Annotated in this window: 7 protein-coding genes and 1 pseudogene; all 8 read right to left on the bottom strand. The window is 39.4% G+C overall.

From position 1 onward, the window contains the following. Positions 1 to 12: 12 nt before the first annotated feature. Positions 13 to 2193, bottom strand: coding sequence for an alpha-N-acetylglucosaminidase (locus tag BXY_RS20495; RefSeq protein ID WP_008022009.1), 2181 nt, complete (start codon positions 2191 to 2193; stop codon positions 13 to 15). Next, positions 2193 to 4334 (bottom strand): hypothetical protein, encoded by a 2142-nt coding sequence (locus tag BXY_RS20500; RefSeq protein ID WP_004319033.1) that lies wholly within the window; start codon positions 4332 to 4334, stop codon positions 2193 to 2195. The genes BXY_RS20495 and BXY_RS20500 overlap by 1 nt, the downstream gene beginning before the upstream one ends. Further along, positions 4328 to 5287 (bottom strand): annotated as a pseudogene (locus BXY_RS20505) (AGE family epimerase/isomerase); the annotation flags it as partial. The pseudogene BXY_RS20505 and the gene BXY_RS20500, both read right to left, overlap by 7 nt. A 716-nt stretch (positions 5288 to 6003) precedes the next feature. Further along, positions 6004 to 7182 (bottom strand): clostripain-related cysteine peptidase, encoded by a 1179-nt coding sequence (locus BXY_RS20510; protein ID WP_004303863.1) that lies wholly within the window; start codon positions 7180 to 7182, stop codon positions 6004 to 6006. A gap of 91 nt (positions 7183 to 7273) precedes the next feature. Beyond that, positions 7274 to 7675 carry a hypothetical protein gene (locus tag BXY_RS20515; RefSeq protein WP_004310274.1) on the bottom strand — a complete coding sequence of 134 codons (402 nt, stop codon included), beginning with the start codon at positions 7673 to 7675 and terminating at the stop codon, positions 7274 to 7276. A gap of 77 nt (positions 7676 to 7752) precedes the next feature. Next, positions 7753 to 8376: a murein L,D-transpeptidase catalytic domain-containing protein gene (locus BXY_RS20520; protein ID WP_015532851.1), complete on the bottom strand. Its 624-nt coding sequence runs from the start codon at positions 8374 to 8376 to the stop codon at positions 7753 to 7755. A 131-nt stretch (positions 8377 to 8507) separates the two neighbouring features. After that, positions 8508 to 9368 carry a sigma-70 family RNA polymerase sigma factor gene (locus tag BXY_RS20525; RefSeq protein ID WP_015532852.1) on the bottom strand — a complete coding sequence of 287 codons (861 nt, stop codon included), beginning with the start codon at positions 9366 to 9368 and terminating at the stop codon, positions 8508 to 8510. A gap of 183 nt (positions 9369 to 9551) precedes the next feature. After that, positions 9552 to 11087: a trypsin-like peptidase domain-containing protein gene (locus BXY_RS20530; protein ID WP_004317638.1), complete on the bottom strand. Its 1536-nt coding sequence runs from the start codon at positions 11085 to 11087 to the stop codon at positions 9552 to 9554. Between the last annotated feature and the right edge of the window lie 33 nt (positions 11088 to 11120).

The raw sequence follows: 11120 nt of genomic DNA on the forward strand, positions 1-11120 counted from the left end.
ATTACTTCCATTTCATTTATCAAAATAGGGGTTATACTTTATGTATAGCAAATTGGCAATTCTTATAGGATCCTCTCCTGAAGATTCAGAGTATACATTTGTTTGCAATGTCCACTGGTATTCGAATTCTGTGATTAAATTATAGAAAGATTTTTCGTCTATTTCTTTTCCATGCGACATCTCATCAATAGCATATTGGGTGAAAAGTTCCCATCGTTTCCGATAATAAGAATCAGTAAGCCCTCCCCATCCTCTATTCGCATAATCATTTAATTGAGTAGCCTTCTGTCCCCAAGTGGTCAATATACAACGTGCATTTTGTTCATAATATTCTTTCTCTTTGAGATTCTTACCCCAATCGCGAGCATCTTTTATCCATTTGCCTATAGAAAAACTGGACTCACAAGACAATAATCTATCGACATCTGTAAAAAGCGTGTTCATCTTTTCTGCCCACTCTTTCATGCCTTCTATATTTTTCTGTCGATAACAAGCTGTAAATGAATCCCGAAAATCAGAGAATAGATTTCCTAAGACCTGTCTTCCTATGTTTATTACGTCAAATTTATATCCGGATGAATCCACATTTTTTGCTTCCAGGAATTTTCCCCAAATATGCCATAGTTCCTTGTTATCGTAATAGATATCAGGGTGTGTATTCCAACTGTCAGTTCCTTCAAGCATGGGACGGGCGTTCATCAACACTGCTTGTCCTGCAGTGGCGTGATGGATATATATTTTTTTATATAATTGCTGCCAAGCATCTATAATATGGCTACTTTTACTTCCTCCCCGGCATAATGCCCAATTTTTCATCCAGTCTGCATTAGTGATGGTATGACTCCAGGCCTTCTCTAATACAAATTCATACATGAATGGATTTACATCCAGCCCTTCTAAAGTAGCTCCCACTCCGGATATATTTTTTCCTCCTTCAACAAACAGCCGATTCAGCTTAGCACTAACATCATCCACGTGACCTGCCAACATCGAATTTCCACCAAAATTGCCCAAGTAACACCAAATGTATGGCTTTCCATAATATTGCTGTGTCTCTCTCCAAATCTCAACGCTATCGCAATAGTAATCCAGTAAAATTAGTTTATCATCCGGCACTGAATTTAAAAAAGCCTTAATACGAGGTTGACTCCATTTGTCTTTGCTATGATAAAACATCCACGTCATCTGTATCCAATGTGCCAAACTATCTACCTGCTCAATCGAATGGAATATTTTATCTGATACAGTACGTAAGAAGTCCTCATCCCAATTAGGAGAATCGACTTCATTAAAAGGGTCAATGCCATATATATGGTCTGTTCCATAAAGTTTAGTCTGTTTCTCCAGATATCTTTTTTGGATTTTACCGAATAAAGGATCCATCGGATCAATAAAATGACTCCGATATTTTTCATCATAACCTCCCCATTGGCTCATTTGAGTAATTGCGGCATCCGGATATAACCTTTTGAGCTCTGCGGGAACATGGCCGGAGAAAGCCGGCAACACTGGTGTCATGCCTAAAAGTCTTTCCCGATCAACAATCTGTTTCTGCAACTTTCTTTGATTCTTCAGCCAGGATAAGGGTAATGGACTTTGCCAATAGTCAACATTTGACATCCTATGCCACGGCAGATGTGCAGGTCCTGTAAAATATGACCGGATTTCTTGATCTTTTAAGCCCATTTCTTTCCATACATCATACCATATAGCTTCTTGCCCGGTGATAGCAAGCGGTGTGTTCACTCCATTTAATGCCATCCAATCAATTAAGCGTTCCCAGTCCTTCCATTTCCAATAAGGCATTGAATATCCAAATGTGCAATAGTTCAGAAAAAATCTTGTTTTGCACTTTGCGAAAATGGTTATTTTATCTAACAAAACAGGTAGTTGCCGCGGCATTTCTATTTTATCGGTAGCATACCAAGACACATGTGTATGGCAATAATATTTCAGATAATGATTTAACCCTGTTGCCAATGAATTATTGTTATTCCCCGAGATTTTAATTTTATCATTGATAGATTCGATAGTAAAGAAATCATTCTCTAAGGAATCAGGCGCTAATTCAAAAGTAAAATTGCCTGAATGTTCGGGAAACAACCTATTGCACATATCTTTCATAGCCCTATTTTCAGCAAAAACAGGACTGCACCCAAATGATATTATCAGTAGTAATAGAATGTATCGCATCATTTATAGTTGTTATTGTTTATCATTTCTTCTATAACTTTATTTGCTGTCTTAGAGATATCTTTTCTGTTTGATAGTTCCCATAGCGATGTGTTTTTCTCCATTAGGAATTGAGTGCCTACAATCCAGCTTTGTATCCATCCGGTTAGCGTGCTCCATGCTCCCCAACCTGCATCAGCATTCGCAGCCCAATAATTCCAATCCTGATAATTGAAGGCTCTGAACCAAGCTCCATCCACATTTCTGAATTTGTCACTTTTTACCTGAATACGAATCAGAAAGTCTCTCATTTGATTCACTGCTTTTACATAGGTAGAATCATTGGTGGCCTTTGCCGCTTCGCATAATCCCACAAATGCAAAATTGGTTGTATACAGCATATCCGCTACAGGATCTCCATTGTCGAAAATTAAAGAGGCCTCTGTGCTGCCATACGCTTCATTGGAAGGTGAATGCCCGAATGAACTCTTAGATTCATCTCCCAGCTCTTCGCGGATACCTCCACAAGTTACTTGATTTTTAAGTAACTCATTTGTCATATAATGGAGCCATTTCAAATGTTCCTCTGTTGGTTCTACCCGGTATAACCAAGCCAATGGAAGAATCATACGAGCTCTTTCCTGCTGTATACCATTTGTCCACGACCATTGTTCAGGATAGGAAGCCATCATCATAGATAAGGCTTTTTTAGACCTTTCGAGTAACGGCTCATACTGTGTCTGATTATATAACCAAAGGTAGCAAGCCCAATTCCAAGCCTCAAAATGCGCATGAAGGTTCACTGTATTGTTATCATAGAATGACTTCCATCCTCTTTTTTGTATGTCTGTATCAAGCAATGATCCTCCTCTAAAGCCGTTAATGCCAGTCGTTCGGAAATTCCCGATAATTCCTTCGGCTATTTTCTTGTCCCATTCAGTGTCATTTAATAATGCAGATGAAGCTATGACTCCTAAAAGAAAGCGTGCATTATCGTCACCGTAATAGGTACCTTTATGCGTGTAAGCCCATCCTAATAATCCATACGAAGGAGATGCCGGATCGTTTCTTTCCGAATCCCTGTATTCCTTAAAAGAATAATCTATCAGATTGGTGGCTACCTTAGAATATTCATTATTCTCCAATAGATCTCCAGCCGCCGCAAATGCGTATGACGCCTCTCCTTGGACATCTGCTCTCATCCAATATCGATACAATTGACTTCCATCATAACGGATCTCGGACATGTGCCCTTCCAATACTCCTAAACTTCCATCACCATTTTGAAACTGATCTGGTATACTTGGGCCTATAGGCATTGTGCCATCTCCCATATATTTATCAACCCAATTCTGTTTCCATTCAGAATTCACTAGAAAATGCCCATTGTAAAACCATTCGATTCCTTTTTTTATGCTCTCGTAACCTGCATTTTCTGGCAGCACATCGCTGGGGGTATAAGAGGGGGTTATGTAAGTTATCCATGATGAGAATGTGACTGTATTCTTACTAAGTAACCACCTGAATATATATTCATACAATGATTTTATTTTTTGTTCAGGCATATATCTGTCGGATGCAAAATGACTAATGCAGGTTGTGGATACCAGAAGATGCGGAGTTCTATAATATAAAACAGGTCGGGTCTCTGTATCCTTAAGCCCATACACGGCTTTATCAAATCCTGCAACTTTGGCAGCAACAAGTATCGGATGATTGATAGAATCGCTGGTTTCTTTTAAAATACATCTATTAAAAGATAACAAGCTCATGAAAGGAAGTTCCGTGTTAATTGAATCACAGACTACAATCCGCTCTAAATTTAGTGTGTCAGACTTGCTACTATCAGTAGTTCCTATTCTTTGTGGAAATTCAACAAGAACACGCAATGATTTAGCTTCAATCAGACTTTCGTCTTCCTGACTAATGGATGTCCCTTTTACTGGATATGAATCACTTAACAAAAGGACGCCGGATTTTTCTGGAGCATTCTGCAGAGCTTCACTCACGGATGGATAAAATTTCAGAGTGTATCCTTCCTTTTCCAGAAGTTGTACTAAGTCACTGTCAGATCCTCCATAACATGTTATTTCATCTTTCATTTTACAAGATGCAAAAGTTAGGATCAGACAGCATATATATATGATTCGTATGTTTAGCATAAGTGACTTTTTTCATCAATAGAGTTTAACATTTTCCAGCATTGGTACAGTCCTCTTGGCACATGGAAACAACCTTTCCATTTCCCTCCTTTGAGTGGCAGCAACACTTCTCCTTTTCGGTTTAAGTATCCATACCATTCGGAATGCTCTTTATCTTTGAAGTGTGTCCATGTATAATTGTGTACCTTCTCAAACCATTCCATACACTGTTTATCCCCGGTCAATTGATAGCCTTTCAGCAGTGAGATAAGTGTTTCAATATGTACCCACCAAAGTTTTTGGTCCCATTCCAACTGTTGGGGAGGATAGCCATTACGGTCCATAAAATAATAGATACCTCCATATTCTTTGTCCCAACCATATTCAAGCATTGTAAGGGTTATATTCTTCGCCTTTTCTATCAATTCCGGACGGTTCAATCGTTTGCCTAAATCCATGATGAACCACATTGCCTCGATGGCGTGACCCGGAGTCACTTGGCGGCCTTCAAAGCAATCAACAAGATGACCGTCAGTGTCCACATTCTCAACAATAATTCCTCCCAGTTCCGGGCGGTGGAAAACATCCATCACCTCGTGAATGCACGTCTCCATCGTTTGTTCCAGATAATCGCCAGGCAATAAATGCTCAATCTCCAAGGCAAGGTTGCACAGAATCATCGGCAGGGCGAAATTCTTCAGATTTCTCGTCCCCGGATGCAGCTTGTTCCACTTGCCTTTAGGATTATCCACCTTGGAAAGGATAATATCGAAAGTTTTCCTGGCAATGTCTGCATATTCCTGATTACCTGTCGCAAGACTCAATTGTCCGAAAGCCATGGCAGCGAATGTATACGAAAAGATATTGTATGGTTCTACCAATGGTCTACCCGAACGGTCAAGTGAAAAGTACCAGTTATAGTCTCCATCATGTCCGTATCTTTTTAAAAATTCACCACCTTGAACGGCACAATCGCTTTCACCTTTCAAATTTATTTACACCGATTGCTGGACATATAGAGCCACCGTATTGAATGTATAGATTCAACGCGGTAAGTATATAGATACAATGTGTTGAATATATAGATCTGCCAACTCAAGTGTTAGTAGATAATAATCAAGGTGTTAATACTTGACATCCATACTATTAACTCCTGATGGATTATCTGTTAATACCTGACAGTGGATTTGCTATAAGCATATTTTCATTAGCTATAATGATATCCGGATTAGCTATAATGAAATTAGTTTTAGCTCAAGGAATATTTTGAAAAGACAAGGTGAAACCGATAATGTTCAGTTTTGCCTGAATTTGCCACTTGCCTTCACCCGCTATCTCCTTATTCATCGGCATTTCGACAATCAGGTGAAATCGATGAACGGCAATGATCTTATAGTGGCATTTATTATACTTTATTCATTAAGAAAGAGGTCAGTTACACGGTGTTCCGTTATCAAATGATTCAGAACCGTGCGGAAATAAAACAAACTTTTGGTGCGGTTGCCCTGTTTGTCAATAGAAACCACTTAGTCTCAAGCGGTACTTTCTATACCTATTATACGCACGCACGTGTGTGTGAGAAAAATATGCAGTGTACCTACTGTACCTTTTGTACCCGCCGGGCTGTTCATTACTTTTTTGTGGAGGGTAGCTCTCACCTGGTTGACATCTGAAAAATATCCTCCTGCATTTACCAGCCAGTCTCATCCCATCCGGTAGCCGAATACCATTGCAAAGTCCTAAAATAAGTATTCCATTTTAAATACCTAGTATCCGGTATATAACACCCGATACCCGAATATATATCCGAATCTATATTCACCAATTTATAATCGTCAACATAGTTCTTATATATAACTACCCTTTCCAATTGCTCTTCAAAATCAGAAGGAATATTATTATCAGTCAATTCACGCATAAAAGCTCGAAAATCATATGCCGAATGATCCAAAGGAGACCTCCCATAACCATAATGGGCTTGAAAATAATCTATTTTTCTATTATCAAACTTAACCAGATTGTCCTGATACTGTTTCATAATTGAACAAGTAATATTCGCCAATGCCGATATTTCATTCGTTTTTATCACCGCAATAGTACCCCACGAATAACTATATTCATTTTTATAGTAATCAATAAAGTCCTTTGCGACATTTATAGCATTCTGCTCTGAGTTATCCGCAGACAATAAATATTTCGTTATCTTGAAATAAGGAAAACCCGCACTCATAACCTCTGCAGGAGAAAGAATTAAATAATCAGCAGTATTTCTTAATTCATAAGCAACCTCAACTTGAGACATTAAACAAGCGTCAAATAATATATAATCAAAATGAATACCTGATTGTTCTAAAGCTTTCGATAAATCAGGAATATGAATTTTAGCTCCATTGTCGTCACCAAAAGAACGGCTCTTACTATAGTCCGCAGGCAACCATCCGGTAGCATGAGAACCCAAAATCAGACTATACTTTTCAGCTGGACAGTAAGCCTCCACATCTTTCAATACATTAATTATCACCTCATTTGATACTGAATTCTGGCTACTATAAGTTTTTATCACTTCTCTTTTACTGACAGAACCTTTGCCATCCACTTCATACTTAAACAGAGTCGGGACAGGAAACTCACCTTTTCTACTGCCACCATCCCAATAAATTACAAATGTACCAGGAGACGTAACTTCGCTCAATCCTCGTTCAACTGATGCTATATTGTTATATATATCATTACTGATATCATTGTCTCCAACAAGATACATCAAGACTGTTTTTACCGTTACTGGAACAGGAGTATCATCATCACCACAAGCTGATAAGAAAATCGACAAACATACGAACAAAAGCGATAATATTTTAATCTTTTTCATAATATTCCTCATTTATAACAGGGACAAAGATAAAAAAATAAGAGATGCAAACCTGCATCTCTTATTATATTAACAATTAAGTTATTGCTTATTACTCTTCCGGTTTCGTAAAGCGGAATTTATCTGAATCAATCCGCGATACCGTCATTCTATTATTCTTCTTATATTTATTCAGAATCTTCGTTGCTTCTTTTTCCAACTTCTTTCTGTTTTCCGAGAAGTAAATCATACATGTACTATTCTGCTGCAGTTGGTTATCCTCCAGATAATTTTTCAACTGATAACTATATAATTCACGATGAGCCAAGAATCCTTCTTTGCTAACCTTCGCACTATCTAATATCTGAATATCCGTGAAATAGACTACCGTATCCGTAAATGAAGCAGAAATTCCAAAAGCATAAACCGGTTTAGAATGGTCTTTTTTCAGAGAAAAAGCGGAGCACATGGTAAACACAAGTGCAATTGCAAATAGTATTTTTACGTATTTCATATCATATAATTTTTAACTTCGCAAAGGTAACAAAAAAGAGGAGACTACCTCGATTTATCTCAAATAAATAGCATTTCTTAATCATAAATCCATAACAATACAGGTTTCTTTTCTACCTTGAGCAGCCTGTCAACCTTCCTCATCACCTCATCAGATATCACAGGACACCCTTGACTGATTCCTAATGGAAGATGCAAAGGATACACCTCCGTTTCCGGCATCGGAGTATAAGAATGTAACACGATATACCGTTTGAAAGCATTGTTATTCGTTGCTTCCAATCCATGCAATTTATAATGAACATTAATCCCCCACTTACTATACGACCGTATCCCTACTTTATATTTTCCTAAAGAAGAGCAATAACTACCTTCCACATTACTGAATACAGGCTTGGACAGCGTACTGTTTTTCCCGTATCCATGCGCACAAAGACTTGCATACTTCACAGAATCTCCCTTGAAATCCCATACAAAGAAACGCCTTTTACCGGAATGAATACTGAAATCTACCAGAAAGCAATAATTTGTATTATACCCGTTCTTATCACAATAAGCCCTTCCCGCCTGCGCTTTTTCACGCAAACGTTGCTCTATTTTAACAGGCACCGTGTCAGAAGACAATGTCGCATATCTTGCGTATGCCATCACCCCTGCTCCCAAAGCAACCAGAACAAATGATATTAGAACAAATTTCTTCATAAAACTCACATAGCACAAGATTAAATTATAGAATAGGACTTATATAAAAAGTCGCATAAGTACATTCTTCTACATGAAAAGTGCGACTTATGCGACTCAAATTCTTTTTTTCAGAAACTGATATTCCTTACTTATCCCAAGTAAGATTTGAGCAATTTACTACGATTACTTTGTCTAAGTCTTCTAATTGCTTTTTCTTTAATCTGACGAACGCGCTCACGTGTGAGGCCAAATTTATCGCCGATTTCTTCTAATGTCATTTCTTGTTGTCCGATACCGAAAAACATCTGAATGATTTCTTTTTCTCTATCGGTTAACGTAGAAAGAGCTCTATCAATTTCCCTCGCAAGAGACTCATTAACCAGAGAGCGGTCCGCCATAGGCGAATCATCGTTAACCAACACATCCAACAGGCTGTTATCCTCTCCTTCCACAAAAGGCGCATCCACCGAAATATGACGGCCGGACACCTTCAGCGTATCAGAGATTTTATCAACCGGAATTTCCAGTTCGACTGCCAACTCCTCGGGAGACGGACGCCGCTCGTTTTCCTGTTCAAACTTCGAGAAGGCTTTGCTGATCTTATTCAGCGAACCTACCTGATTCAACGGGAGACGAACAATACGCGACTGCTCTGCCAATGCTTGCAGAATAGACTGGCGAATCCACCATACAGCGTAGCTAATGAACTTAAATCCACGTGTCTCATCAAATTTCTCGGCAGCCTTAATCAGTCCTAAATTGCCTTCATTAATCAAGTCAGGCAAACTCAAACCCTGGTTCTGGTACTGTTTAGCCACAGATACGACGAAACGAAGATTGGCACGTGTCAATTTTTCCAATGCTACACGGTCACCCTTACGAATGCGTTGAGCGAGTTCCACTTCTTCCTCGACAGTAATCAGGTCTTCACGGCCGATTTCCTGCAAATACTTATCAAGAGAAGCGCTCTCTCTGTTAGTGATACTTTTGGTAATCTTTAGTTGTCTCATTCTTTAAAAACAGATTTGGAGTGCAAAGTTACGACAAATAATTTGTTAACATACAAAATTAAGTAACTTTTACACTATATTTTTCATCTAATAAAACAAAAAGAGATGCCGACAAGTTGATTGTCGGCATCCTTTTTCTATTTCATTAGCTTATCCTGCAATCTTCTTACTTTATTTTATATATTACTCTTGAGTCAGATCGACTGCGAAGTATCCGCGTTTACCTGACGGGAACACACCGGTCAGGAACAATACCTGATTCGGAGACTTAACAGCAGCTTTCATCACTTCTTCCAGATCGCTGACTTTGCGCATCGGCTGGTCATTAGCTTTTAGGATAATGAAACCTTTACGAACTCCTGCATCTGACATCTTACCGGAAGAAACCCCTGTCACTTGCAAGCCGTAACCCAGATTCAATTGTTTCTTCAAATCATCCGGCAATTCTTTGAAAGCAGCTCCCAAGATTTCCATGCCTGCATCTTTCACGATTTTGGTAGTACCTTGTTCGTTCTTCAACGTTACCTCAACGGTCTTTTCCTTCTTATCGCGCATCAGTTTCACTTTCACTTTATCACCCGGACGATGTTTCGCAAGAGCTTCCTGCAAGTCGGCCATATTGGATACTTTCTTATTATCCACACCGATAATTACGTCGTCCACTTTGATGTCAGCTCCTGCAGCAGAACCATTCTCTACGATTTCAGAAACCCATACTCCTTCTACAACACCCAGTTCTTTAGCTTTATCTGCCAGTGTCTTACCGGATTTATCAATCGGTTGACGGTCGTCCATCAAACTGCTACCGATAGAACCACCACGAATACCGAGCAATGCACGTTGTACTGTTCCGTATTGTTTCAGGTCGGCAATTACCTTCGTCATAATGCTGGTCGGGATAGCGAAACCATATCCTGCATAAGCACCAGTCGGAGAAGAAAGCACCGAATTGATACCTACCAGCTCACCTTTGGCATTTACCAGCGCACCGCCACTATTCCCCTGATTGATAGCAGCATCCGTTTGGATGAATGATTCTATACCACCATTATATACACCCAGAGAACGGGCTTTCGCACTTACGATACCGGCAGTTACAGTAGAGTTCAGATTGAACGGGTTACCTACCGCCAATACCCACTCTCCTACTTTCAACGCTTCGGAGTCTCCTACCGGAATAGTCGGGAAATCATCACCTTCTATTTTTACCAATGCAAGGTCGGTGCTGGGGTCAGTACCGATCACGCGTCCTTTAAACTCACGGTTATCATTCAGTTTCACACTGATTTCATCCGCACCTTCAATCACGTGATTATTCGTTACGATATATCCATCTTTCGAGATGATTACTCCCGAACCAAAACCTACACGAGGTTGAGACTGTACCTGACGCTGCTGTCCGCGTCCATCACCAAAAAAGAAATCGAAGATGTCCGGCGCTTGCTGAACAGTTCTTGTTTTAGCTTCTTGAGTAGACCTTATATGTACGACAGCATGAAGCGAATTCTCCGCAGCCTGAGTCAGGTCAACAGGTTGAGCGTTCACAGCGTCAAAAGCAGCCAATTTGACATTGGGATTCTGCTTGAACATCTCATTAAAAGATGTCTCTTTAGCAGCTTCGTTAGATTGCAACAATTTGTAAGTTGTCAATCCTGCAACTCCTGAGCTAAGAAGAATGATTGCTCCTACTCCCAGAATGTTCTTTGTTGTCTGTTTCATGATTTATAATTCTTTAAATTGTTAATATTCGAC

Source organism: Bacteroides xylanisolvens XB1A, from assembly GCF_000210075.1.
GTDB classification, from domain to species: domain Bacteria; phylum Bacteroidota; class Bacteroidia; order Bacteroidales; family Bacteroidaceae; genus Bacteroides; species Bacteroides xylanisolvens.

Coding starts and splice junctions, on each gene's coding strand:
- BXY_RS20510 (WP_004303863.1), bottom strand. CDS start 7,182: ATGAAAAAGATTAAAATATTATCGCTTTTGTTCGTATGTTTGTCGATT.
- BXY_RS20520 (WP_015532851.1), bottom strand. CDS start 8,376: ATGAAGAAATTTGTTCTAATATCATTTGTTCTGGTTGCTTTGGGAGCA.
- BXY_RS20525 (WP_015532852.1), bottom strand. CDS start 9,368: ATGAGACAACTAAAGATTACCAAAAGTATCACTAACAGAGAGAGCGCT.
- BXY_RS20515 (WP_004310274.1), bottom strand. CDS start 7,675: ATGAAATACGTAAAAATACTATTTGCAATTGCACTTGTGTTTACCATG.
- BXY_RS20495 (WP_008022009.1), bottom strand. CDS start 2,193: ATGCGATACATTCTATTACTACTGATAATATCATTTGGGTGCAGTCCT.
- BXY_RS20530 (WP_004317638.1), bottom strand. CDS start 11,087: ATGAAACAGACAACAAAGAACATTCTGGGAGTAGGAGCAATCATTCTT.
- BXY_RS20500 (WP_004319033.1), bottom strand. CDS start 4,334: ATGCTAAACATACGAATCATATATATATGCTGTCTGATCCTAACTTTT.